Annotated in this window: 15 protein-coding genes and 1 pseudogene; 5 read left to right on the top strand and 11 right to left on the bottom strand. The window is 72.8% G+C overall.

The features are described from left to right. Positions 1-73: 73 nt before the first annotated feature. Together purH and purN are read right to left on the bottom strand one after the other, a co-directional pair. Positions 74-1627 (bottom strand): bifunctional phosphoribosylaminoimidazolecarboxamide formyltransferase/IMP cyclohydrolase, encoded by a 1554-nt coding sequence (purH, locus tag ACFYXM_RS27460; protein WP_389293250.1) that lies wholly within the window; start codon positions 1625-1627, stop codon positions 74-76. Next, positions 1614-2270 carry a phosphoribosylglycinamide formyltransferase gene (gene purN, locus ACFYXM_RS27455; RefSeq protein ID WP_389293248.1) on the bottom strand — a complete coding sequence of 219 codons (657 nt, stop codon included), beginning with the start codon at positions 2268-2270 and terminating at the stop codon, positions 1614-1616. The genes purH and purN overlap by 14 nt, the downstream gene beginning before the upstream one ends. 370 nt (positions 2271-2640) lie before the next feature. Between purN and ACFYXM_RS27450 the strand changes: the two genes are divergently transcribed. Further along, a complete protein-coding gene (locus ACFYXM_RS27450; protein ID WP_389293247.1) occupies positions 2641-3687 on the top strand; it encodes a hypothetical protein in 1047 nt (348 codons plus the stop codon). Positions 3688-3768: 81 nt separating this feature from the next. Here ACFYXM_RS27450 and ACFYXM_RS27445 read toward each other — a convergent pair whose 3' ends face one another. From ACFYXM_RS27445 to ACFYXM_RS27415, 7 genes are all read right to left on the bottom strand, one after another. Next, complete coding sequence (locus ACFYXM_RS27445; protein ID WP_389293245.1) at positions 3769-5667, bottom strand: DUF6350 family protein; 1899 nt, start codon at positions 5665-5667, stop codon at positions 3769-3771. Between the two features lie 262 nt (positions 5668-5929). Next, positions 5930-6814 (bottom strand): succinate--CoA ligase subunit alpha, encoded by an 885-nt coding sequence (gene sucD / locus ACFYXM_RS27440; protein WP_389293244.1) that lies wholly within the window; start codon positions 6812-6814, stop codon positions 5930-5932. 21 nt (positions 6815-6835) lie between these two features. Next, positions 6836-8020: an ADP-forming succinate--CoA ligase subunit beta gene (gene sucC / locus ACFYXM_RS27435; RefSeq protein ID WP_362020740.1), complete on the bottom strand. Its 1185-nt coding sequence runs from the start codon at positions 8018-8020 to the stop codon at positions 6836-6838. A 266-nt stretch (positions 8021-8286) separates the two neighbouring features. After that, positions 8287-9528 (bottom strand): VWA domain-containing protein, encoded by a 1242-nt coding sequence (locus ACFYXM_RS27430; protein WP_389293242.1) that lies wholly within the window; start codon positions 9526-9528, stop codon positions 8287-8289. Next, positions 9525-12155: a DUF5682 family protein gene (locus tag ACFYXM_RS27425; protein WP_389293240.1), complete on the bottom strand. Its 2631-nt coding sequence runs from the start codon at positions 12153-12155 to the stop codon at positions 9525-9527. Before ACFYXM_RS27425 ends, ACFYXM_RS27430 begins: the two co-directional genes overlap by 4 nt. Then, positions 12152-13273, bottom strand: coding sequence for an AAA family ATPase (locus ACFYXM_RS27420; RefSeq protein WP_389293239.1), 1122 nt, complete (start codon positions 13271-13273; stop codon positions 12152-12154). The genes ACFYXM_RS27425 and ACFYXM_RS27420 overlap by 4 nt, the downstream gene beginning before the upstream one ends. Positions 13274-13562: 289 nt before the next feature. Beyond that, complete coding sequence (locus ACFYXM_RS27415) at positions 13563-14036, bottom strand: MmpS family transport accessory protein (RefSeq protein ID WP_389293238.1); 474 nt, start codon at positions 14034-14036, stop codon at positions 13563-13565. A gap of 145 nt (positions 14037-14181) precedes the next feature. Between ACFYXM_RS27415 and ACFYXM_RS27410 the strand changes: the two genes are divergently transcribed. Then, complete coding sequence (locus ACFYXM_RS27410; RefSeq protein WP_389293236.1) at positions 14182-15738, top strand: SWIM zinc finger family protein; 1557 nt, start codon at positions 14182-14184, stop codon at positions 15736-15738. A 58-nt stretch (positions 15739-15796) separates the two neighbouring features. Continuing rightward, positions 15797-17413 (top strand): DUF5691 domain-containing protein, encoded by a 1617-nt coding sequence (locus ACFYXM_RS27405; RefSeq protein WP_389293234.1) that lies wholly within the window; start codon positions 15797-15799, stop codon positions 17411-17413. 124 nt (positions 17414-17537) lie between these two features. On the opposite strand, the gene ACFYXM_RS27400 is transcribed toward ACFYXM_RS27405, so the two are convergent. Further along, positions 17538-17951 (bottom strand): cobalamin B12-binding domain-containing protein, encoded by a 414-nt coding sequence (locus ACFYXM_RS27400; protein ID WP_389293232.1) that lies wholly within the window; start codon positions 17949-17951, stop codon positions 17538-17540. Positions 17952-18399: 448 nt separating this feature from the next. Here ACFYXM_RS27400 and ACFYXM_RS27395 point away from each other — a divergent pair. Both ACFYXM_RS27395 and ACFYXM_RS27390 read left to right on the top strand, forming a co-directional pair. After that, positions 18400-19023 (top strand): annotated as a pseudogene (locus ACFYXM_RS27395) (esterase/lipase family protein); the annotation flags it as partial. A 502-nt stretch (positions 19024-19525) separates the two neighbouring features. Next, entirely contained in the window at positions 19526-21100 is a 1575-nt protein-coding gene (locus ACFYXM_RS27390) for a M23 family metallopeptidase (RefSeq protein ID WP_389293230.1), read from the top strand. Positions 21101-21163: 63 nt separating this feature from the next. Here the strand turns inward: ACFYXM_RS27390 and pcrA are convergent, their stop codons facing one another. Further along, complete coding sequence (gene pcrA / locus ACFYXM_RS27385; RefSeq protein ID WP_389293229.1) at positions 21164-23620, bottom strand: DNA helicase PcrA; 2457 nt, start codon at positions 23618-23620, stop codon at positions 21164-21166. Between the last annotated feature and the right edge of the window lie 107 nt (positions 23621-23727).

Genomic DNA, 23727 nt, shown 5'->3' with positions numbered 1-23727 from the left:
GACCTGACGTCGGTTCACGAAGGGCCGGAACTCCTCGCGGAGTTCCGGCCCTTCGTGCTCAGGCGCGCGGCGCTCAGTGGAAGAAGTGGCGCGTGCCCGTGAAGTACATCGTCACGCCCGCCTTCTCCGCGGCCTCGACGACCAGCTCGTCACGGACCGAACCGCCCGGCTGGACCACGGCCTTCACGCCGGCGGCGGTCAGGATCTCCAGGCCGTCCGGGAACGGGAAGAACGCGTCGGAGGCCGCGTACGAGCCCCGTGCGCGCTCCTCGCCCGCCCGCTCCACGGCCAGCTTCGCGGAGTCGACCCGGTTGACCTGTCCCATGCCTACGCCCACCGAAGCGCCGTCCTTGGCGAGCAGGATCGCGTTGGACTTGACCGCGCGGCACGCCTTCCACGCGAAGGCGAGTTCCTTCAGCTCGTCCTCGGAAAGCGCCTCACCGGTGGCCAGGGTCCAGTTGGCCGGGTCGTCGCCCTCGGCCTGGAGGCGGTCGGTGACCTGGAGCAGCGCGCCGCCGTCGATCGGCTTGACCTCGACCGGGGCGGTCGGGGCGTCGGGGCAGCGCAGCACGCGGATGTTCTTCTTGCGGGCCAGGACCTCGACCGCGCCGTCCTCGTACGCCGGGGCGACGATGACCTCGGTGAAGATCTCCGCGACCTGCTCTGCCATGGCCACGGTCACCGGACGGTTGACGGCGATGACCCCGCCGAAGGCCGACAGCGGGTCGCAGGCGTGCGCCTTGCGGTGCGCCTCGGCGACGTCGTCGGCGATCGCGATGCCGCACGGGTTGGCGTGCTTGATGATCGCGACGCACGGCTCGGCGTGGTCGTACGCGGCACGGCGCGCGGCGTCGGTGTCCGTGTAGTTGTTGTACGACATCTCCTTGCCGTGCAGCTGCTCCGCCTCGGCCAGGCCACCGGTGCCGGAGGTGTAGAGCGCGGCGGGCTGGTGCGGGTTCTCGCCGTACCGCAGGACGTTCGCACGCTCGTACGTCGTACCGAAGAAGTCCGGGAAGCCCGAGTCGTCGGCGGCGGCGTAGTCGGCGGCGAACCAGGAGGCGACGGCGACGTCGTACGCGGCGGTGTGCTGGAACGCCTCGGCGGCCAGGCGCTTGCGGGCGGCGAGGTCGAAGCCGCCCGCCTTGACGGCGGCGAGGACGTCGGCGTACCGCTCGGGGCTGGTGACCACGGCGACCGACGGGTGGTTCTTGGCCGCGGCGCGGACCATGGACGGGCCGCCGATGTCGATCTGCTCCACGCACTCGTCGGCGGAGGCGCCGGAGGCGACCGTCTCCTTGAACGGGTACAGGTTGACGACGACGAGGTCGAACGGCTCCACGCCCAGCTCGGCGAGCTGCTCGCGGTGGGCGTCCAGGCGCAGGTCCGCGAGGATGCCGGCGTGGACGCGCGGGTGCAGCGTCTTGACGCGGCCGTCGAGGCACTCGGGGAAGCCGGTCAGCTCCTCGACCTTGGTGACGGGCACCCCGGCGGCGGCGATCCGCCCGGCGGTGGAGCCGGTGGAGACGAGCTCGACACCCGCCTCGTGCAGACCGCGGGCGAGGTCTTCGAGCCCCGTCTTGTCGTAGACACTGACCAGGGCGCGGCGGATGGGCTTATTCACCGACATGACCGAGATGAACCTTTCGTCCCTCAATGCGATAGCCGTCGCGGGCGAGCCGCCGTACGGCCTCGACGAGCAGCTTGCGCTCGACTTTCTTGATGCGTTCATGGAGGGCCGCTTCGCCCTCCGCCGTGTCCTCTTCGGTCACCTCGACCACGCCCTGCGCGATGATCGGACCGGTGTCGACCCCGTCGTCGACGAAGTGGACGGTGCACCCGGTGACCTTCACGCCGTACGCGAGCGCGTCGCGCACCCCGTGGGCACCGGGAAAGCTGGGGAGCAGGGCGGGGTGGGTGTTGATGAACCGGCCGCCGAACCGGGCGAGGAACTCCTTGCCCACGATCTTCATGAATCCCGCCGACACCACGAGATCCGGGTGGTGCTCGGCGGTGGCGGCGGCGAGCGCCGCGTCCCACTCCTCGCGCGTGGCGTGGTCCTTGACCCGGCACACGAAGGTCGGCAGCCCGGCGCGCTCCGCCCGCTCCAGACCGACGATGCCGTCGCGGTCGGCTCCGACCGCGACGATCCGCGCGCCGAAGCCCTCGGCGTCGTCACCGATGGCGTCGAGCAGTGCTTGGAGGTTCGTTCCGGAGCCGGAGACCAGCACGACCAGGCGGGCCGGTGCGGCGGAAGGGGGCGGGGAGGCCACGGCTGGGCCCTTTCTCGCGTGATGAAGCAGGCGACGATGAATCAGGCGACATGGAGCAAGTGACGCTGAATTTGTATGGTCGTACGAAAGAATCGTGCCCCTCGATACGGGGAACTCTACGAACGGTCGACCGCCAGCAACGATACCGGGAGCCGTGCGAGCCCCCTCGGGACGGGGTGAGAGACCGCGCATCCTTCGCATATCGGCCACCCCGGGGCCCGGGGCGGGCCCCGGGCGGGCCGGGGGCCGCGGTCCGGCCGCCCGGCCCGGCCACTCCCAGCTTTCGGCCCCTCCTGGCCGGGAGGTAGCGTCAGGGGACAGGGATTCGTCCGCAGGACGGAAATGACGAGATGGGGAAGACGTTCACCACATGACGGACCGACGCCGCCGCACCGCCTTCCACCACTCGTCGCAGCCGTTGCCCGGGCCGGCCTCACTGCTGCCGCAGCCGTCGTTCGAAGCGTTCTCGCCGTTGTTCGGGGCGCCCTCGGCGTCGTCGCGGCCGTTGTCCGCGCCGGGCTCGCCGTTGCTGCGGGAGCGCCGGTCCCCCGCCGACTCCTCGCCATCCTCCCCTGACGCCGCGGGCACCCCCGGTTCCGCGGGTCCCGCGCGTTCTCAAAGGTCCTCCGGTTCCGCCGACGACAATCCGTTCGCCGCACCGCCCGAGAACCGCCCCGACCGGCCCTGGCAGCCCCGCCACCCCTCCAACGCCGACGACGGCCGGGAGAACGACGGCGACGGACGCGGCGGGAACGGGGGCGAGGGCGGCTCCTCCGGCGACCGGCCGGCCTGGGGCAGCCAGTGGAGCAATCGGCAGCCCGGCCGGCAGAGCGGCGGTTTCGGCGGACGGCCCGGGGGCTCGGGCGGCCCGAACGGTCCGGGCGGTCCCGAGGGCAGCCCCGGCGGACTGCGCTGGGACCCGACCGACCCGGCCCAGCGCCGAGCGCGCTACGCACTGCTCGGCGGCATGTGGTCGTTCTTCTTCGCCCTGTTCGACTTCCCGGAGATCGCCCTGCTGCTCGGCGCGCTCGCCGTGTACTGGTCGATCAGCGCGCTCCGTAACAAGCCGAAGGCCCCCTCCGCGCCGGGCGGCGCCGGAGCGGCCCGCCCGGCCGCGTCCTCCGGCGCACCGGCCACCGGCTCCCTCCAGGGGTCCGGCACCGGGCACGTCCCGGCCGCCGGGTCCGCTCCCGGCTCCCCCGCCCCGGGCTACGGCCGCCAGCAGACCACGGCCGCGCTCAGCGGTCTGGTGACGGCCCTGCTCGCGCTCTCGGTCGTCGCGACGACGTTCACGGTGCAGCTGGTCTACCGCGACTACTACACCTGCGTGAACGACGCCCTGACCAAGTCGGGCCAGCTCGCCTGCAACGATCTGCTGCCCAAGCCGCTGGAGCCCATCTTCGGTATCAAGAACTGACCGTCCTTCACGGAGGACCGAACGTTCTTCGCAACGTTCTTCGGATTCGAGGACCGGCCGTCCCCCCGGCGGCGGCCCGTCTCACGGCTTCCCCGACGGCCCGGCGTCTTCTCCTGCACGCCGGGCCGTCCGCGCATGCCAGGGGTCGGTCGGCAGGAAGTCGTACGGCTCCGCGTCGTCGTCCTCGGTCCCCTCCGCCCCGCCGACGGTCACCACCCCGCGTGGCGTGGACGCCCTCGCGGAGCCCCGGCGGGTCCGAGCCTTTCTCGGGCGCGCGGGCGGAACGGGTGCCTCGGCGGGTCCCTGACCGACGGGCCTACCCGCCGCTCCCTCCGCCCCCGCCACCCGCTCCGCCCCCGCCGTCCGGTCCGTGCTTCGCGCCGCTCCCTCCACCCTCGCCGTCCCCACCGCTCCCTCTGTCCCCGCCGTCCGGTCCGTGCTTCGCGCCGTCCGGCCCGTCCCCGCCGTCTCCTCCGCCCCTCCGGCCGTGCTCCGGCGACGGCCCCGTCTCCGTCCGCCGTTCCGTCCGCGCAGCCGCCAGGCCCGCAGCAACAGCGCCCCGGGAACGGCCAGCACCATCGTCCACGCCGCGGCCGCCGCACCCGTCAGCCACCACACCGGGCCGAACTCCGCGAGCGCGCGGGTGCCGAGCGGCCCGCCCGCGGCGGCGGCCAGCACGGCCATCAGCGACCCGCACCCCAGGGCGCCGAGCGCGGCCGTCAGCGCTGTCCCGCCCGCGCTCCACGCCTCCTCCGGACCGCCCGTGTCCGCGTCTGCGCCACTTCCGCCTCTGCCCGCGTCTCCGCCTCCGTCCGTGCCGTGGACGGGGACCGCGCTCCGAACCGTGAACCGGGCGACCACCACCCCGGCGGCGACCGGCACCACCGCGGCCGCCCAGTTCGGCCACGTCCCCTCCCCCTGTTCCGGCACCGCGGCCAGCAACGGGAAGACCGGCAACGCCGGGGACCCCGAGAAGGCGAGCGGGGTGACCGTGGACGCCGTACCGAGCGCGAAACCCGGGCCGAGCCCGTACGCGGCAGCCCACACCGCCGCGTTCGGCACCAGGACCAGCGCCAGCAACAGCACCGCGCCCCGGTCCGCCCAGCCACCCACGAGCTGGTCGAACGCCTGCTGAGCCGCGTCGGCGTGCCAGACCAGCGCCACGGCGACGAGCAGCGCCCCACCGCCCAGCAGCGTCATCACGCCCGCCGCGGCCGACCGCCACACCGTCGCGGCGCGTTCCCGGAACAGAGAGCGCGCCAGCGTCGCACGGACGCGCATCGGCACCCGGGCCGGGAGCGGACCGACCGGGTGCCCGTACGCCGTCCACACACCGGCCGCCGCGGCAGCGGCCACCACCAAGGCCGCGGGAAAAAGCAGCGACACCGCGCGCACGGACGGCGAGCCGCCTCGCGCGTAGAGCGCGACCGCTGCCATGACCACCGCGTACCCGCCCGTGACCAGGCCGAACACGGCCGACGCCGAAGGCGCCGCGCCCCCCTCCTCGGCCTCCGAGGCGTCCCGGGCCGCACGGTGCACCAGCCACAGCGGCAGCACGGCCGGCAGCAGGGGGACGAGACCGACCGGGGCGGGGATCCCGTCGAGCGTGTCGGTCCTGATCAGCTCGGCGCCATGGGCGAGCAGCCAGAGCCCGGCCGCCGTGTGAAGGGCGTCGGAGGGCCCGTCGTAGGGGCTCGGGGAACTGATCCACAGCACCATGACGAGCACGGTGAGCGCGCCGAGTCCCAGCCCTGCCGCGATCCCTCCGCGCAGGAAGGTGAAGACCAGTACGGCGGAGCGGCTGCGTCGTTCGGATCGTTCCGCCGCCCGCACGCCGGCCGGCCCCTCGGTCTGCCTCCCGGTCTGCCTCCCGGTCTGTTCCGCGGTCCGCCCCGCGGCCTGTCTCGCGGCCTGTCTCGCGGTCTGTTTCGCGGCCTGTTCCGCCGACAATGGCGGGCTGCCTCCGGTCACTTGGGTCACGCCGTCATGCTGCCAACGACACGCGCCCATTTCGTGCAACGGGAGAACGACCGCCGTGTCGCTCAATATACGTTTATGTACTTAATGACTCGGCTGTGTACTCAATGACTCGGCGCAGGCCCACGAGGGTCCGTGGCCGGGCGCACGGGCGGTCCTGCGGCGGAACGAAAACGGCGCGGGACCGCACCCCTCACCAGGGGTGCGGTCCCGCGCCGTCTGTGCGGTGCCGCGCCGGGGCGCGCCGCCCCGGTCGGAGCGGCGGTCAGGCGCCGAGGATCTCGCGCGCCAGCTTGGCGGTCTCGGTCGGCGTCTTGCCGACCTTGACGCCGGCGGCCTCCAGGGCCTCCTTCTTCGCCTGCGCGGTGCCGGAGGAGCCGGAGACGATGGCGCCGGCGTGGCCCATGGTCTTGCCCTCGGGGGCGGTGAAGCCCGCGACGTAACCGACGACCGGCTTGGTGACGTTGGCCTTGATGAAGTCGGCGGCGCGCTCCTCGGCGTCGCCGCCGATCTCGCCGATCATCACGATCAGGTCGGTGTCGGGGTCGGCCTCGAACGCGGCGAGGGCGTCGATGTGCGTCGTACCGATGACCGGGTCGCCACCGATGCCGACGGCGGACGAGAAGCCGATGTCACGGAGCTCGTACATCATCTGGTAGGTCAGCGTGCCGGACTTGGACACGAGACCGATGCGGCCGGGCTTGGTGATGTCGCCCGGGATGATGCCGGCGTTGGACTGGCCGGGGGTGATCAGACCGGGGCAGTTCGGGCCGATGATCCGGGTCTTGTTGCCCTTCGAGCTCGCGTACGCCCAGAAGGCGGCGGAGTCGTGGACGGCGATGCCCTCGGTGATCACGACGGCGAGCGGGATCTCGGCGTCGATCGCCTCGACCACGGCGGCCTTGGCGAAGGCCGGCGGCACGAAGAGCACCGACACGTTCGCGCCGGTCTTCTCCATCGCCTCGGCGACCGTGCCGAACACGGGTACCTCGGTGCCGTCGAAGTCGACCGACGTGCCCGCCTTGCGCGGGTTCACGCCACCGACGATGTTCGTGCCGTCGCCGAGCATGAGCCTGGTGTGCTTCATACCGGTGGCACCGGTCATCCCCTGGACGATGACCTTGCTGTCCTTGGTGAGGAAGATTGCCATGGTGTTGGAGTCCCTCGTCCCTTACTTCGCAGCAGCCGCGGCGAGCTCGGCGGCCTTGTCGGCCGCGCCGTCCATGGTGTCCACGCGCTGCACGAGCGGGTGGTTGGCGTCGGAGAGGATCCTGCGACCCAGCTCCGCGTTGTTGCCGTCGAGGCGCACGACCAGCGGCTTGGTGACGTCCTCGCCCTTGGACTTGAGCAGTTCGAGCGCCTGGACGATGCCGTTGGCGACCTCGTCGCACGCGGTGATGCCACCGAAGACGTTGACGAAGACGGACTTGACGTCCGGGTCGCCGAGGATGATCTCCAGGCCGTTCGCCATGACCTCGGCGGAGGCGCCGCCACCGATGTCGAGGAAGTTGGCGGGCTTCACGTTGCCGTGCTTCTCACCGGCGTACGCGACGACGTCCAGGGTCGACATGACCAGACCGGCGCCGTTGCCGATGATGCCGACCTCGCCGTCGAGCTTGACGTAGTTGAGGTTCTTGGCCTTGGCGGCGGCCTCCAGCGGGTTGGCCGCGGCCTTGTCCTCCAGCGCCTCGTGCTCGGGCTGACGGAAGTCGGCGTTGTCGTCGAGCGAGACCTTGCCGTCCAGCGCCAGGATGTCGCCGGAGGCGACCTTGGCGAGCGGGTTGACCTCGACGAGGAGCGCGTCCTCGGCGACGAAGGTCTTCCACAGGGTCACCAGGACCTCGGCGACCTGCTCGGCGACCTCGGCCGGGAACTTCGCCTGGGCGACGATCTCGCGGGCCTTCTCGATGGTGACGCCGGTGTTGGAGTCGACCGGGACCTTCGCGAGGGCCTCGGGGGTCTTCTCGGCGACCTCCTCGATGTCCATGCCGCCCTGCACCGAGGCCATGGCCAGGAAGGTGCGGTTGGTGCGGTCGAGGAGGTACGAGACGTAGTACTCCTCGACGATCTCGGGCGCGGTCTCGGCGATCATCACCTTGTGGACCGTGTGGCCCTTGATGTCCATGCCGAGGATGTCGGTCGCGCGGGCGACCGCCTCGTCGGGGGTGGAGGCCAGCTTGACGCCGCCGGCCTTGCCACGGCCTCCGACCTTCACCTGCGCCTTGACGACCGACTTGCCGCCCAGCCGCTCGGTCGCCTCGCGGGCTGCCTCAGGCGTGTCGATGACTTCACCGGCCAGCACCGGTACACCGTGCTTGGCGAAGAGGTCCCTCGCCTGGTACTCGAACAGGTCCACGCGCGTCCGTCCCTTAATCAGTGGTCTCGCGGTTCGTTTTCTGCGTGGGCGTGCCGCGAGGGGCAAATGCGACTGCTCTGTCACGAGGAAGGCGCACAGGGTGACCCGGTGTACGCGGCATGTCCATCTCGCAGGTTATCCCCGCGCTCCGCGTGACCCTAAATCGCAGATCACACCTGAGCGGTGATTACGGTCACAGACCCGGCGGGGGGCCGGGGCGCGGTGGACGGAGTGGCGGCCTGCGTGGCAGGGCTTCCGGGACGGGCTCAAGGGGCCGTCCGGGGGTCGCGGGCGCGGGGGGCCTCCCTGTCCGGTACGGGTATCGGTCTCTTCTCGATCGCCGCGGCCATCACCTCCGGGAAGAGGTCCGGTGTGCAGGCGAACGCCGGTGCACCCAGGGCCGCGAGGGCCGCCGCGTGGTCGTGGTCGTAGGCGGGCGCGCCCTCGTCCGACAGCGCCAGCAGGGCCACGAACTGCACCCCGGACGCCTTCATCGCGGCGACCCGCTTCAGCATCTCGTCGCGTATGCCGCCCTCGTAGAGATCGCTGATGAGCACGACGACGGTGTCGGCGGGGCGGGTGATCCTGGACTGGCAGTACGCGAGCGCGCGGTTGATGTCGGTACCGCCGCCGAGCCGTGTCCCGAACAGCACGTCGACGGGGTCGTCCAGCTGGTCGGTGAGGTCGACGACGGCCGTGTCGAAGACGACGAGCCTGGTGCGCAGCGTGCGCATGGAGGCGAGGACCGCGCCGAAGACGGCGGCGTGGACGACGGAGGCGGCCATCGACCCCGACTGGTCGACGCAGAGGACGACGTCCTTCCGCACGGACCGTGCGGCCCGCCCGTACCCGATGAGCCGCTCGGGGACGACGGTGCCGTACTCGGGAAGGTAGTTCTTGAGGTTGGCCCGGATCGTGCGGTCCCAGTCGATGTCGTGGTGCCGGGGGCGTTCGTTCCTCGTCGAGCGGTCCAGCGCGCCGGCGAGGGTGGCCCGGGTGCGGGTCGCGAGCCGCTTCTCCAGGTCGTCGACGACCTTGCGCACGACGGCCCGCGCGGTCTCCTTCGTCGTCTCGGGCATGGCCCTGCCGAGCGAGAGGAGCGTACCGACGAGGTGGACGTCGGCCTCGACGGCCTCCAGCATCTCCGGTTCGAGGAGCAGCGCGGAGAGGCCGAGCCGGTCGATGGCGTCCCGCTGCATGATCTGGACGACGGAGCGGGGGAAGTACGTGCGGATGTCGCCGAGCCAGCGGGCCACGGACGGGGCGGAGGCCCCGAGCCCGGCCGAGCGGCTGTTCCCGTCCCGGCCTCCCGCCCCGGCGGCGCCGCCGTACAGCGCGGTCAGCGCTCCGTCCATCGCGGCGTCGCGGCCGGTGAGGCCGCGCCCGGTGCCCTCCTCGCCGTCCCCGCCCAGCACCAGCCGCCAGCGGCGCAGCCGCTCGTCGGCCGTCGTGTCGGACCGGATGTCGTGGGTCGGGTGGGTCGTGGTGTCTGCCGTGTGCGTGGTCATCCCGTTGCCCCCAGCGGTTTCTCGGCCGGTGATTCCTCGGCGGTTCGGGTCCTGTCGTCCCGGTCGCCTCCGCCCGGCCGCGCAGCGGGGACCACAGCCGGGCCGGTGCGGGTGCCGGTGCCGGTAGGGACGGCGGCGTCGGCGGTTGTGCCGGTAGGGGTACGGGCGCCGGCGGTCGTGCCGGCCCCCGGATCGGCTTCGGCTCGGGCTTCGGGCTCGGCTTCGGCGATCGCGTCGGTGGTGGTGCCGAGCAGGAGACGCAGAATTGCCTCCACCGCCTCGGCCCTCGCCGCGTCGAGTCCGGGCCCGAAGCCGGGGGCCACCGCCCCGGCGCCCGTACCGGCGCCGGTGGCATCGGCAGCCGCCCCGCCCGCGGCCGGACCACGCCGCACGCGTTCGCCCAGCGTGCGCAGCACCCCGGCCTCGTAGGCCGAGAAGGTACGACGCAGCAGGGGCAGTACGTCGGCGAAGGCGTCGGCCGGGACGCCGGTGATCCAGGCGTCGACCAGCCCGAGCAGCCGTGCGTCGTGGACGAGGAGCATTCCGCCGCCCGCCCCTCCGACGAACCCCTCGATCCAGGCCGCCGCGTCGGCGGGCGGCGTGCCGGGCGAGAGCGCCAGGCCCATCAGCCGTGCCGCGTCGTCCTCCGCGATCCGCCCCTCGTCGAGCAGCAGGCGGGCCGCGCGTCCCCTGATGATTCCCGCGACGGTGTCCCGGGCGGCGAGCCGGTGCAGTACGGCGGTCCAGCGCCCGCGCAGCCCGTCCGCTTCGGAACGCGCGGCAACGGCCCCGCCGAGCAGTCCGATCGCGGTGTGGACGCCGTCCATCCGGCGGCGCATCTCGGCGGCGCCGTCGGCGTCGAGTCCGGTGCACGCCGCCGGCAGGCCGACGCAGACGCGCTCCGCCAGCCCGGCGGCGACCTCGCCGAGCGCCCCGGTGTCCGTGGACCGCACGTCGCCGTAGCGCAGGGTGCGGGCCAGTGCGGGCAGGGCGTCGGCGAGCCGGCCGACGTCGGCGTCGAGCGCGGCGCGGTCGGCGAGGGCCCGCATCACCACGGGCAGGGCGTCCGGCAGTTCCGCGAGCAGGCAGTGCTCGGCGAGGGCCGTGATGTCGGCGAGGGAGGCGGCGGAAGCGGTCCGGGACCCGGCGCTGGCCGTCGCGGCGGAGAGCACGGTGGTGCCCCACGTCCCGGCCTCGGCCACCCGCACGTACAGTTCGGGTTCCCAGCGCAGCCGCCAGCTCTCGCGGAACGTGCCGGTGCTCGCCCGGCCGGTCGTGGGCTCGCCCCAGTCGACGGCGAGGATCCGCAGCCGGTGCAGCAGCCGGCTCCGTGCCGCGTCGGTGTTCTTGCGCAGGTCGAGCTCCAACTCCCGCTCCTGCGCCTCCGGTTTGAGCCGGAGGGAACGCTGCTGGCGGGTGAGGTCGCGTTGCAGCGGTACGGCGGGGGCGGTGTCGGGCACCTCGCCGAGGGACTCACCGACGACCAGCCGGTCCCGTACGAGTGCCAGCGGGACGTCGGAGCCGTCGCACATCACGGCTCTGACCGCGTCCGTCGTCTCGCTCAGCCCGGCAAGCGGGCGGTCGCGCACGGCGGCGAGGGACGCGGCGAGCCGGACGGCCTCGATGACATGGGCGGACGACACGAACCGGTCCTCGTCGCGCAGGAGGCCGGCGACCTTGGTCATCCACCGCTCGATCGGGCGGTCGGCCGCGTCGAAGAGGTGTCCGTACCAGCCGGGCGAGTCGATGCCCGCCCCGTATCCGCTGTTCCGCGCCAGCCTGCGATGCGACCAGGGCACCCAGGTCAGCTCGGTCCTGACCTTGGGCAGTCCCTTGAGCGCGGCCCTGTCGGCGGCGAGCGTGGTCCTCGTGGCGAGCGCGGGGACGTGCCAGGCGCCGCAGACGACCGCGATGTCGTCGCCGAACTCCTTTCTCGCCTTGCGTAGTTGAATACGCATGTGTGCCTCGCGAACCGTGTCGCGGGGATGGTCACCGTCCCCGTACACCTCGCGCAGGGCCGTCATCGCCTCGGCGAGCGCGGCGAAGGGGGCCATCGGGTCGGTGCCGCCGCCCTGGGCGCGGTGCTCGACGACGTCCTCCCACCAGCGCTCCGGGTCGTCGTGGCCGGCGGTCCGCGCGAGCACGCGGAGGGGGTCGACGGGGGCGCACCCGGACGAACCATCGGCACTCGGCCCTTCCTCCCCGCCGCGGTCCGGGTCTCCTCCCCCGGCCGTCTCCTCCTCCCCTGCCGCGTCCTCCCCGGCTGCCCGCTGCTCGGCCGCCCTCGCGATGGCCAGGGAGTTGGTGGCGGGAAGGTCGATGAAGCGGACCGGCACGTCGTGCGCCAGGGCCCAGCGGATCGCGACCCATTCGGGGGAGAACGCGGCCAGCGGCCAGAACGTCGCCCGCCCCGGGTCGTCGACGGCGTGGGCCAGCAACGCGACCGGCGGACGCATCCGTTCGTCGGCGGCCAGCGGAAGCAGCGGGTCCCCTTCCGGCGGGCCCTCGACCAGGACGGCCCGCGGGCGTGCTGCCTCCAGGACCGCGCGCACGGCGCGGGCCGAGCCCGGCCCGTGATGGCGCACCCCCAGCAGGAGGGGGCCGCCCGATCCCGCGGTCCGCGTCATGCGGACACCTCGCGGCAGGCGCGGTAGAAGTCCTTCCACCCGTCCCGCTCCCGTACCACCGTTTCCAGGTACTCCTGCCAGACCGCGCGGTCGGCCGCCGGGTCCCGGACGACCGCGCCGAGGATGCCCGCCGCCACGTCGCCGGGGCGCAGCACCCCGTCGCCGAAGTGGGCGGCCAGCGCCAGTCCGTTGGTGACCACGGAGATCGCCTCGGCCGTCGACAGCGTCCCCGTCGGGGACTTGAGCTTGGTGCGTCCGTCGGTGGTGACTCCGTCGCGCAGCTCGCGGAAGACGGTGACGACGCGTCGGATCTCGGCCAGTCCGTCGGTCCCGGACGGCAGGTCGAGCGCGCGCCCGATCTGGTCGACCCGCCGGGACACGATGTCGACCTCCGCGTCCGGTGTGGCGGGCAGCGGCAGGACGACCGTGTTGAACCGGCGGCGCAGGGCGCTGGACAGTTCGTTGACCCCTCGGTCGCGGTCGTTGGCCGTGGCGATGACGTTGAAGCCGCGGACCGCCTGGACCTCCTGTCCCAGTTCGGGGATGGGGAGGGTCTTCTCCGACAGGATCGTGATCAGCGAGTCCTGCACGTCGGCGGGGATGCGGGTGAGTTCCTCGACGCGCGCGGTCATGCCTTCGGCCATGGCGCGCATCAGCGGACTCGGCACCAGCGCGTCCCGGCCGGGGCCGTGCGCGAGCAGTCGCGCGTAGTTCCAGCCGTAGCGGACGGCTTCCTCGGGGGTGCCCGCCGTGCCCTGGACGAGCAGTGTCGAGTCGCCGCTGACGGCGGCCGCGAGATGCTCGGAGACCCACGTCTTGGCGGTGCCGGGGACCCCGAGGAGCAGCAGGGCCCGGTCGGTGGCGAGAGTGGTCACGGCGACCTCGACCAGGCGACGCGGACCGACGTACTTGGGGGTGATCACCGTGCCGTCGGGCAGGATGCCGCCGAGGAGATAGGTGGCGACGGCCCAGGGGGACAACCGCCAACGAGCGGGCCTGGGGCGGTCGTCGGCCGCGGCGAGGGCCTTCAGCTCATGGGCGAAGGCGTCCTCGGCGTGCGGTCGCAGGGCCTGTGTCGCGACATCGGCGGTGGCAGCGGCGGTTTCGGACACGGTCATGGGTCCCCCTCCAGATCGGTCGACCTGTTGCGGTTCCCACCGTGCACCATGGCACTGACAATCGGCCCCCGTCGCAGGTCGGAGGCCGGTTCGTACGTCCCGGCCGGTACGCCTGCGGCCGCCGGTACGTCCGCGGCCGCGGGGTCCGTTCGTACGGCCCGTTCGTGCGTCGCGGCCGGTTCGCGTCGTCGCGGTGCGTTCACGCGTCGCCGGTTCGCTCGTCGCCGCCGGTTCGCCCGTCGCGGCGAGGCAGTTCGCCCGCGGCGGATGGACGCCGCGGGCGGTGTGCTCAGCCGGCCACCGGCGAGACCGCGACGCAGCCGCCCGCCGTGAGGAGTCCCTCGCCCTCGGCCTTCTTGATCACCTTGCCCTTGTACGTGATCGAGCAGGTGATCTCGGCGCCGTCCTCCTCCACCGTGACCGGCATGACGGCGGGCGGCATGATCCCGCGCAGCGTGACGGTCTTCCGCCACGGCAGCTGGGGCGACTTGACCGACTCGATCTCCGGCTCCATCGCCTTGCCCCCGCCGGCGTGGAACTGGATCTCGTCGACGCCGGTCCCGGTGACCTCGTAGGTGACCTCGTACTTCTCGTCGACGGCCTTGTCCACGGCCTCGTCGACGGCCTTGTCGACCTTCTTGTCCGCCTCCTCGATGGCTCCGGAGCAGGCGCCGAGACCGAGAGCGAGCCCGAACACTGCGGCGGCGCAGACAACGGTCCGAACGCTCCGGGCACCAAGGCTGTTACGGGTGGTGTGACTCATCCCTCGACTCTCCCGGGTCCAGGCATCTGTCCATGCGTCTGGAGCCCGCAGCCAAGCGCAGGGAACGGCTCGGGTCAAGTGGTGTGCGTGCCACCGAATCAGCAGGTCAGACTGATTGTCAGTGGGGCGCTCTACCGTCGTTCCCATGCTGCTATCTCACGGGGGAGAACCTTCGGGCACGGCCGCCCCGGCCGTGCGGTGGACGGTGGAGCAGGTCCTGGCGCTGGCACCTGACGCGCCGTCGCGCACGGCGGGGAGCGGACTCGGTTCGTCCGGGTCGTGGTCGGGGAGCGGGCTCGACGGTTCGGGCGCGGTGTGGGGGCTGTGCGCGGGAAGCGGGAGCGAGCCGTATCGAACGGTCGTCGACACCACCGGCCCGGCGTACGGATGCAGTTGCCCCAGTCGGAAGTTCCCGTGCAAGCACGCGCTGGGTCTGCTGCTGGTCTGGGCGGCCGGTGAGTCGGCCCTGCCCGTGGGCGAGGCGCCCGGCTGGGCCGGTGAGTGGCTGACGGACCGCCGTGGACGGGCGGCGGAGGAGGAGGGGGACGCGAACGGGGCCGCGGCGGGCCGCGCCCCGGCGGCGGGTCCGGCCGATCCGGAGGCCGCTCGGCGGCGGGCCGAGCGCCGGGCTGAGCGAATCACCGGCGGCGCCCAGGAGTTGGAGCAGCGGTTGGCCGACCTGCTGCGGGGCGGCCTGGCCGCGGCCGATCAGTCGGGGTACGGGCTGTGGGAGGAGACGGCGGCGCGCATGGTCGACGCCCAGGCTCCCGGACTCGCCGCCCGGGTAAGGGAGTTGGGCGCCGTACCGGCGTCAGGGCCGGGCTGGCCGGAGCGGCTGCTGGAGGAGTGCGCGCTGCTGCATCTGCTGGACCGGGCCTGGCTGGGGATCGACCGGCTGCCGGAACCGCTGGCGACCACGGTCCGTACGCGCGTGGGGCTGAACGTCCCCGCCTCGGGCCCACCGGTCCGGGACCGCTGGCTGGTCCTCGCCCAGTACGACACCTCGGACGGCAGACTCGTCACGCGCCGCGTCTGGCTGTACGGAAGGGGGTCGGGGCGTCCGGCGCTGCTGCTCTCCTTCGGGGCGGCCGGGCGTTCGCCCGAGCTCTCGCTGCCGGTGGGCGCCACGGTCGACGCCGAGATCACACCGTATCCCGGCGCCGGTCAGCTGCGGGCCGAGCCGGGGCAGCGGTTCGGCCTCCCGTCACCGGCCGGTACGCCGCCCGTGGGCGGTACGACCGGGGACGCGATCGCCGCCTACGGGGGCGCCCTGCGGGACGATCCGTGGCTGGACGCCTGGCCGACGACCCTGCGCGAGGTGATACCGGTGCCGTCGGGTCCGGAGGGCTGGCAGCTGGTCGACGCGGCGGGCGACGGCGCCCTGCCCGTCGCTCCGTCGGCCCGGGCCCGGCCCGGGCTGTGGAAGCTGGTCGCGCTCTCCGGGGGCGCGCCGGTCACCGTCTTCGGCGAGTGCGGCCACCGCGGCTTCGACCCGCTGGCGGCCTGGGTCACGACCACGGACGCGGACCGGGCCGGGACGGCGGATCCGGACGGAGCGGTGGGTTCGGAGGGAGCGGTGGGTACGCGTACGGGAGCGGCCCCGGGCATGCCCCGGTCCGTCGGAACCGACATCGGCGGCACGGAGCGCCACGGTGCCGGAAGTGTCGGAAGTGGGGGTGTCGAGATCGTCCCGCTCATCTGACATCCGATGGCTTCCGACGACTTCCGGTGGCATCCGATTCGACGTCCGAGGAGGACCAATGCCTCGTACCACCAGGCCCGAGCCGTGGGAGGAACTCGTCACGTCGGCGTTGCTCGGCACCGACCGACGACCCGCGCGGCAGGGTGGCGGACCGGCCGAGCTGCTGGACGCCGCGGCGATCCTGACCGTACGGCGCCGAGCGGGACTGCTGCCCGCCCCCGCTGCCGCCCGGCCCGCCCCGTCCCCGGTCGATCCCCGGCCGCCGCTGCCCCCGGCCGCCCGGCGCAGACTGGCCCAGTTGCTCGCGGACCGGTCGGCGCCGGGCGGTTCGGGCGGCCGACGCGGCACGGCGCCCGATCTCACCGAACTGATCCCCCAGTGGCTGGCCATCGCCAACCGGCGCGGCTTCCGCGCCCCTGCCGCGCTGCTCCCTCAACTGCTGGACGCGGCCAGGTCCCGTACCGATCTGCGGCCGCAGGCGCTCGCCTTCGCCGGACCGCGCGGGCTGTGGCTGGCCGGGCTGAACCCCGAGTGGAGGTTCGCGCTGCGCGGCTCGTCCGGCGGCTCGGCACTGCCCGACGTCACGGACCGGGACGCGGTCGCCCGGCTGTGGGAGGAAGGGCTGTTCGCCGAACGGGTCGCCCTGCTCGGGGCCGTACGGGCGCATGACCCTGCCGAGTCGCTCGCGCTGCTCTCCGGCACCTGGACCACCGAACGGGCCGAGGACCGGCTGATGTTCCTCGATTCCCTGCGCACCGGGCTGTCCCCGGTGGACGAGCCCTTCCTTGAGCGGGCGCTCTCCGACCGCAGCCGGAACGTCCGCTCCACCGCCGCCGAACTGCTCTCCGCACTGCCGAAGTCGGCGTTCGCCGGCCGGATGGCGGCCCGTGCGCTGTCCTTCGTGAGCCCGGACGTCACGGGCGACGACGCTCGCGTCGCCGTGGAGGCCCCGCACGAATGCGACGCCGCGATGGAGCGCGACGGCGTGGTGGCGGTTCCGCCGTCCGGTCGGGGCGAACGGTCGTGGTGGTTGGGGCAGTTGGTGGAGTCCGCCCCGCTGACCGCCTGGCCGGCCCGGTTCGGCGGGCGCACCGCGCGGGAGATCGTCGCCCTGCCGGTGGCCGACGGCTGGGCCGAGGAGCTGCACGCGGCGTGGTGCCGGGCGGCGGTGCGTCAGCGGGATCCGGAGTGGGCCCGCGCCCTGCTCGGCGCCCCTTCCGTCCCTGCGTCGAACGGCCCCGGCACGGCGTCGCTCGCCGAGCGGTCGAAGCTCCTCGCCATACTTCCGGCGGCCGAACGCGGCACGTGGGTCGCCGACTTCATCGCCGCGCACGGGCTGTCGGAGGCGTTCCAATTACTCGGGGCCTGCCCCATACCCTGGGCCGAACCGCTCGGCCGCTCGGTCGTCGACGCCCTGGACATCGCGCGGGACGCGGGCAGCTATCCATGGAGCTTCAGCGGCGTGATGGGACTCGCCGAACGCTGCCTGAACCCGACCGAGGCGGACCGCCTGGAAGTCCTCACCACGCCTCAGGACGAACCGGAGGACGCGTCTCCGGGCGCCAACGGCTACTGGTCGGAGGCGTTCCAGCGCCTGGTCTCCACGCTTCGGCTGCGCGCGGCGATGGAGTCGGAGCTGCTGTCGGACTCAACGACCGCACGGCGGGACTCCTGACCGGCGGTACGGCCACGACGCGTCCGGCCTGCCCGCCCGGTCGTCCGGGCGGGCGGGCCGGGCGGGCCGGGCGGGCGGGCCGGGCGGGCGGGCCGGGCGGGCGGGCCGCTGCCTCGCGGCGCGCTCAGGCGTCCGCGGGGTGCCGGATGTTGGCGTTGACCCAGTCGACGATCGAGGCCGTCGTGGCGCCCGGAGTGAAGATCTCCGCGACGCCCTGTTCCTTCAGCGGCGCGATGTCCGCCTCCGGGATGATGCCGCCACCGAAGACCTTGATGTCCTCCGCCTCGCGCTCCTTCAACAGCTCGATCACCTTGGCGAACAGCGTGTTGTGGGCGCCGGAGAGGATCGAGAGGCCGATCGCGTCGGCGTCCTCCTGAATCGCGGTGTCCACGATCTGTTCGGGCGTCTGGTGGAGCCCGGTGTAGATGACCTCCATACCGGCGTCGCGCAGCGCCCTCGCGATCACCTTGGCTCCACGGTCATGGCCGTCCAGGCCCGGCTTGGCCACCACCACACGGATCGGACCTGTCACACCCATCACTGCCTCCACATGCGTCTCCCGTGCCTGAAGGGCCGGGGATGTGAACGAACGTTATCGACAGCATCCCGCAACCCGTCGTTTCACGGTGTACGGGGAGGGGGAAATCACACGTGGGACATGTTCGCCTGGCGCCGTTCCCACGTGATGCGGCACGCCCGCCGTCGCGGAAACGTCCGCTGGGGGAGCCGCTACGAGGTCGCCGTACCACCGCGCCGCCAGCCGCTCGGCACGGTGGTACGGCCCCCATCGGGTTTGGACCTGGGCACCACTCCCCCACGGCTTCCCATGAGGGCCCGCGGGGCCGCAGCCGCTTCCCCCCGCTCGCCGCAGCAGGAGGAGATCAGTCATGAAAGTCCTGCTCTTCCTCGCCGAAGGCGGAGGTGGAGGCAGAAGCAGAAGCCGTGGCAGAAGCCGGAACGGAAACAGTGACGGCGCCGGGAGCGATGACCGGACTCCCGTCGTTCTCCTGCACGGCTTCATCGGCCACCGTTCGGTATTCGTCCTCCTGCGCCGCGCCCTCGCCCGGCACGGCCGACGCCATCTGGAGTCGCTCAACTACTCGCTGCTGACCTGCGACCTCCGCACCGCCGCCGAACTGCTCGGCCGGCACATCGAGGAGATCTGCGCCCGCACCGGACACCACGAGGTCGACATCGTCGGGCACGGCCTCGGCGGTCTGATCGCCCGCTACTACGTGCAATGTCTGGGCGGTGACCAGAGGGTCCGCACCCTGGTCACGCTCGGCACCCCACACGGCGGGACCACCGTCGCCCCGCCGGCGAGCGCCCATCCCCTCGTGCGCCAGATGCGTGCGGGCTCCGCGCCGATCGAGGAACTACGCGGTCCGGCACCGGGCTGCCGCACGCGGTTCGTGAGCTTCTGGAGCGACATCGACCGGGTGATCGTTCCGGCGGAGGCGGCCCGTATCGATCACCCCGACCTCGACGCGCTGAACGTACGGGTCACCGGGGTCGGCCACCTCGCCCTCCCCGCGCACCCCACCGTCGCCACGGCGGTCCGGCAGTCGCTGGAGTCCGGCAGCCCGGCGGCCGGAACAGACGACGGAACGGCCGACGGAACAGACGACGGAACGGCCGACGGAACAGACGACGGAACGGCCGGGGAAGCGACGGAGGAGTCCGCAAAGGAGTCCACAGAAGGGACTGCGGAGGAGGCGGAGGCGGAGGGGACCGCAGGGGCATCGGGCATCACGGAAGCCACCGGGTCCGACGGGGCAGCTCCATCCGACGGAACGGCTCCGGTGGCCTGACCCGGACCGGCTCCGTCACACCAGCACCCGCCCGCCCTCACACCCGCCCCTGCCCCAACGCCCCGCCCTACCCCGCCCCGCCCCTGGGCGCCAGTAATAGAACGATCTTCGAACATAGAGCCAAGGCTCTGTGGACGGCCCGTCGAAAGACGGCCGATTGCCCCTTTCCCGAGTCGCCCACACCCGACGAAGATTGTCCGCGCCGCATACCGCCGGGTACAGTCGCGGCCACTGCTTCCCCCGGGATCCGCCCGCCGGACCCCGGAACACAGGTCCTGCTGCCGAGGCGAGAGAGAAGTTGGTGAACGACCAGCACCCCCACGCCGGGTATGCCGGATACGACGGCCAGGCCACCGGAAGCTTCGACATCGATCCGCTCTTCGGCTCCATGCCGGGCGGACACGACGGCACGTACGCCGACGGCGGCTACGGCACGGGACAGGCCGGGCGGACCGAGCAGGGATACAGCGGCCACTACGACTCCACGCAGTGGGACACGGGCGCGCACCCGACCGCCGCGTTCGACGCCTGCACCTCGTACGACACGCAGGCGCAGCAGATCTACGCCACGGGTCGGACGTACGACACGACAGCCACGTGGACGTCCGCCGCCGCATTCGGCACGGCCGCGACCACGACCATGACCACCACCGCCTTCACCGACGTCCCGTCACTGGCCGGTGCCCCGGACGTCACCGGCCAGTGGGACACCGGCGGTTGGTACGAGACCGGCCAGTGGGCGACGACCGGCACCGCCGCGTACAGCACGGGTGCTTACGACACCGGCGCGTACGACGCCACCGCCTGGAACACCGGCACCGCGCCCGACCCGGAGCACGAAGGGCTCGCCGCGCACACCACGCAAGCGCCGCACGAGGTGCCGACGGCAGCGGAAGACGAACGGGCCGACGAGCCCGCCACGGCCCACCGGGACCCGGTCCACGACGCCACCACCGCCACGATGGCCGCGGTCACCGCGTTCGACGGCACGGCCGGTGCGGCCGACGCGCCGGCCGGGGCGACCGCCGGCACGGAGAGCGAGGCCGGGGGCGACGCCGCCGTCGCGTGCGCCGACACGGCCGACATCGTGCTCGCCCCCCACCGCTCCCCCGGCCGCGCCGACGCACGCGGCGGCCGGAGCCGACGGCGTTCCCCCGCGAAGCGCTCCGCGCTCCTCACCGTCGCCGTGCCCTCCGCCTGCGTGATGAGCGTGGCCGGTATCGCCGCGGCCTCGGTCGGCGGCCTGGCCGGCGAGGACAAGAAGGACGACACGACCACGCTGGCGGCCTCGGCCCCCGACTCCGTGAAGCCGGCCGTCGCCAACAGCAGGCTGGACACCCAGCTCGCCAACCTCAGCGCCGACGCCGAGAACTTCGCCGACCGCGCCAGCCGCACCCAGGAACGCATCGACCTGCGGGAACGCCAGGCCGCCGAGAAGAAGAAGCGCCTGGAGGAAGCCGCCCGCAAGGAGGCGCTGCGCCCCAAGTTCGTCATGCCGGTCGCGCAGCACGGCCTCAGCGCGTACTTCGGTCAGGGGGGCGTCAACTGGATGTCCGTACACACGGGCATCGACTTCCCCGTCTTCACCGGCACGCCGGTGATGGCCGCGACCGACGGCACCGTGCGCACGCAGTGGAACAGCGCCTACGGGAACATGGCCATCGTCACCATGGCCGACGGCACCGAGACCTGGTACTGCCACCTCAGCACCACCAAGATCCGCTCGGGTCCGGTCAAGGCCGGTGACGTCATCGCGTACTCCGGGGACTCCGGCAACTCGACCGGCCCGCACCTGCACTTCGAGGTACGGCCCGGTGGCGGCACGCCGACGGACCCGCTCGCCTGGTTCCGCAGTCACGGCGTCGACCCCACCTGAGCCACCCGTCCCGCCCGGCCCCCGGAGGGCCGTGCCTCCGGGGCGTCCGGGGGGGGCGGCCGGCTACAGCTTCTCGACCGGGGCGTACCGCAGCAGCAGCTTCTTCGGGCGGTCGTCGCCGAAGTCGACCGTGGCCTTCGCCTGGTCGCCGAAGCCCTCGACCGCCGTCACCGTGCCGAGCCCGAACTGGTCGTGCGTGACCCGGTCCCCGACGGCCAGCGAGATCGTCGGCTTGTCCGAGGTCCGCCGGGTCGCGAAGCCCGAGGGGCCGGAGCGCGAACGCGACGAGGACAGCGAGGAGGAGAGCGACGAACCGATGCCGGACGTCGGCCCGGCCGGGGCGGCCATCGGCCCGGTCCGCTTCCACTCCAGGTGCTGGTCCGGGATCTCCTCCAGGAACCGCGACGGCGGGTTGTACGAGGGCTGCCCCCACGCGCTGCGCATCGCGGCCCGGGTCAGGTAGAGCCGCTCACGGGCCCGGGTGATGCCGACGTACGCGAGGCGCCGCTCCTCCTCCAGCTCCTTGGTCTGGCCCAGCGCCCGCATGTGCGGGAAGACGCCGTCCTCCATGCCGGTGAGGAAGACCACCGGGAACTCCAGGCCCTTCGCGGTGTGCAGCGTCATCAGCGTGATGACGCCGGAGCCCTCCTCGTCCTCGTCGGGGATCTGGTCGGAGTCGGCGACGAGCGCGACCCGTTCCAGGAACTCCGCGAGCGTGCCCGCGCCCTCCTCGCCCGCCTCGCCCCGCTCCTGCTCGAACTCGAGGGCGACGGCGGCGAGTTCCTGGAGGTTTTCGATGCGGGTCTCGTCCTGCGGGTCGGTGGACGCCTGGAGCTCGGCGAGATAGCCCGTACGCTCCAGAACGGCCTCCAGGACCACCGCCGGGCCCACACCGGACTCGACGACCGTGCGCAGCTCCTCCATCAGCGTGTTGAACCGCTTGACGGCGTTGGCCGACCGGGCCGCCATGCCGTACGCCTCGTCGACCCGGCGCAGCGCCTGCGGGAACGTGATCTTCTCGCGCAGTGCCAGGGCTTCGACCATCGCCTCGGCGCGCTCGCCGATGCCGCGCTTGGGCACGTTGAGGATGCGGCGCAGCGGGACGGCGTCCTCGGGGTTGGCGAGGACCCGGAGGTAGGCCAGGACGTCCCGGACCTCCTTGCGCTCGTAGAAGCGCACCCCGCCGACGACCTTGTAGGGCAGGCCGACGCGGATGAAGATCTCCTCGAAGACACGGGACTGCGCGTTGGTGCGGTAGAAGACCGCGACGTCGCCCGCCCTGGCGTCGCCCGCGTCGGTCAGCCGGTCGATCTCGTCGGCGACGAACTGCGCCTCGTCGTGCTCGGTGTCGGCGACGTAGCCGGTGATCCCGGCCCCCGTGCCCGCGTTCGTCCAGAGGTTCTTGGGGCGGCGGCTCTGGTTGCGCTCGATGACCGCGTTGGCGGCGGACAGGATGGTCTGCGTGGAGCGGTAGTTCTGCTCCAGCAGGATCGTGGTCGCGTCCGGGTAGTCCTCCTCGAACTGGAGGATGTTGCGGATGGTCGCGCCCCGGAAGGCGTAGATCGACTGGTCCGCGTCACCGACGACGCACAGCTCGGCGGGGGCTTCGCTCTCGCCCGCCGGGCCGACCAGTTCGCGTACGAGGGTGTACTGGGCGTGGTTGGTGTCCTGGTACTCGTCGACGAGGACGTGCCGGAAGCGGCGGCGGTAGTGCTCGGCGACGTCGGGGAACGCCTGGAGCAGATGGACCGTCGTCATGATGATGTCGTCGAAGTCCAGCGCGTTGGCCTCGCGCAGCCGCGCCTGGTACATCGTGTACGCCTGGGCGAGGGTCCTCTCGAAGCCGTCCGCAGCCCGGCCCGCGAAGGTCTCCTCGTCGATCAGCTCGTTCTTCAGGCTGGAGACCTTGGCCGTGAACGACTTCGGCGGGAAGCGCTTCGGGTCGAGGTCCAGATCGCGGCAGACCAGGGCCATCAGCCGCTTGGAGTCGGCGGCGTCGTAGATCGAGAACGACGAGGTGAAGCCGAGCTTCTTCGACTCGCGGCGCAGGATGCGCACGCACGCGCTGTGGAACGTCATGACCCACATGGCGTGGGCGCGCGGGCCGACGAGCTGCTCGACGCGCTCCTTCATCTCGCCCGCGGCCTTGTTGGTGAAGGTGATCGCCAGGATCTGCCCGGGGTGCACCCCGCGCGTGGCCAGCAGGTGGGCGATCCGGTGGGTCAGTACGCGGGTCTTGCCGGAGCCCGCCCCGGCGACGATGAGCAGGGGCGAGCCCGCGTGGACCACGGCGGCGCGCTGCTGCTCGTTCAGCCCGTCGAGGAGCGCCGCGGGGTCGACGACGGGGCGGGGCGCGCCGTCGCGGTAGAACGCGTCCCTGGGCGGCGGGGGCCCGTCGAACACGCCCGCGAAGAGGTCCTCCGGCACGTCTTCGGGCGCCGACTCCTCGGGGGGCGGCGGGGGCCCTTCCTCCGCGTGCTGGAGGCCGGCCAGGAAACTGTCGTCAAAGAGGCTGCTCATCGCTGAACGAGTCTAAGGGCTGTCCCGTAATCCCTGGCGGGCGCGCGACGACAGCTGCGGCACCTCGCCGCGTTGTCGGAACGTCCGCATACATCCAGTATGCGGAC

This window comes from Streptomyces sp. NPDC002476, from assembly GCF_042889785.1.
Lineage (GTDB): Bacteria > Actinomycetota > Actinomycetes > Streptomycetales > Streptomycetaceae > Streptomyces.
This window is presented reverse-complemented; position numbering and strand designations above follow the sequence as displayed.

What these genes read in the sequence shown, in the direction of transcription:
- purH (WP_389293250.1), bottom strand. Translation starts at nt 1,627, where the DNA reads ATGTCGGTGAATAAGCCCATCCGCCGCGCCCTGGTCAGTGTCTACGAC.
- ACFYXM_RS27450 (WP_389293247.1), top strand. Translation starts at nt 2,641, where the DNA reads ATGACGGACCGACGCCGCCGCACCGCCTTCCACCACTCGTCGCAGCCG.
- sucD (WP_389293244.1), bottom strand. Translation starts at nt 6,814, where the DNA reads ATGGCAATCTTCCTCACCAAGGACAGCAAGGTCATCGTCCAGGGGATG.
- ACFYXM_RS27430 (WP_389293242.1), bottom strand. Translation starts at nt 9,528, where the DNA reads ATGACCACGCACACGGCAGACACCACGACCCACCCGACCCACGACATC.
- ACFYXM_RS27425 (WP_389293240.1), bottom strand. Translation starts at nt 12,155, where the DNA reads ATGACGCGGACCGCGGGATCGGGCGGCCCCCTCCTGCTGGGGGTGCGC.
- ACFYXM_RS27420 (WP_389293239.1), bottom strand. Translation starts at nt 13,273, where the DNA reads ATGACCGTGTCCGAAACCGCCGCTGCCACCGCCGATGTCGCGACACAG.
- ACFYXM_RS27415 (WP_389293238.1), bottom strand. Translation starts at nt 14,036, where the DNA reads ATGAGTCACACCACCCGTAACAGCCTTGGTGCCCGGAGCGTTCGGACC.
- ACFYXM_RS27410 (WP_389293236.1), top strand. Translation starts at nt 14,182, where the DNA reads ATGCTGCTATCTCACGGGGGAGAACCTTCGGGCACGGCCGCCCCGGCC.
- ACFYXM_RS27405 (WP_389293234.1), top strand. Translation starts at nt 15,797, where the DNA reads ATGCCTCGTACCACCAGGCCCGAGCCGTGGGAGGAACTCGTCACGTCG.
- ACFYXM_RS27400 (WP_389293232.1), bottom strand. Translation starts at nt 17,951, where the DNA reads ATGGGTGTGACAGGTCCGATCCGTGTGGTGGTGGCCAAGCCGGGCCTG.
- pcrA (WP_389293229.1), bottom strand. Translation starts at nt 23,620, where the DNA reads ATGAGCAGCCTCTTTGACGACAGTTTCCTGGCCGGCCTCCAGCACGCG.